This is a genomic window from Paracoccus sp. S4493 (assembly GCF_000967735.1).
Classification (GTDB): Bacteria; Pseudomonadota; Alphaproteobacteria; order Rhodobacterales; family Rhodobacteraceae; genus Paracoccus; species Paracoccus marcusii.
On record NZ_JXYF01000256.1, the window covers coordinates 1 to 1,064 of the forward strand.

Below are 1,064 nucleotides of genomic sequence, written 5' to 3' on the forward strand. Positions count from 1 at the left end.
CGATCTGGGCGATGCGCCCGTCGCGGATGCCGATATCGGCGGCATAACTGTCGGCGGCGGTGACGACCGTGCCGCCCGCGATGACCAGGTCCAGCCCGCTCATGCGACGATCCGGGCCAGCGCGTCGGTCAGGCGGTCGACCTGATCCAGCGTGTTGTAATGCACCATCGACACGCGCAGCACGCCGCCGTTCTGATCCTCGCCCAGATGCTCGACCAGGCGGCGCGAATGGAAATCGCCGAAGCGCATGGCGATGCCGTGATCGTCCATCGCGCGGGCGACGGCGCCGGAATCGATGCCGTCGAACTTGAACGCGATGGTTGGCACGCGGGTGCTGTCGCGGTTGACCGATCCGCCGATGACGCGGCAGTCGTTGCGCGCCGACAGCCAGGCCAGCAGGCGGTCGGTCAGCGCATCCTCCTGCGCGGTGATCAGATCAAATGCGGCCTCCAGCAGGGCGCGGTCGTCGCCCATCGCGCCGTGGTGGCGGGCCAGCGTGGTCAGGTATTCAAGGATGCCGTCTGTGGCATAGGCGGCCTCGTAGCTGGGATTGCCGGGCTCCAGCTTGGCCGAAACCTTATCCTTGCCATAGAAGTAATGGTACAGCCCGTCCAGTTCGGCCAGCAGGTCGTATTTCCCGTACATCAGCGCCCCGTGCGGGCCATAGGCCTTGTACAGGCTGAAGACATAGTAATCGACGTCCCAGGCCTGAACGTCGATCAGCCGGTGCGGCGCATAGGCGACCGCATCGACGCAGATCCGTGCGCCGCGGTCATGGACGAAGCGCGCGAAATCCGCGACGGGATGCACCTGCCCCAGGATGTTGGACACATGCGTCACGCAGACCAGACGGGTGCGGTCGGTCATCAGCGGGGCCAGGTCAGCCAGCTGCAGGTCCATCGTGTCCGCATTCAGCGGCCACACCTTGAGGGTGACGCCGAACTCCTCCAGCCGGGTCCAGGGGCCGATGTTGCTTTCGTGATCAGCCATGGTGACAATGACCTCGTCGCCCGGCGCGAACTGGCGGCGCATGGCCTGCATCAGGTTGCCCATCAGCACCGTGG

At 65.8% G+C, this 1,064-nt stretch carries 1 protein-coding gene; it reads right to left on the reverse strand.

The window, feature by feature from the left end; genetic code table 11:
• Positions 1-99: 99 nt before the first annotated feature.
• The coding region (locus TW83_RS16885) for an aminotransferase class V-fold PLP-dependent enzyme (protein ID WP_045983948.1) at positions 100-1,064 on the reverse strand (965 nt) is incomplete at its 5' end.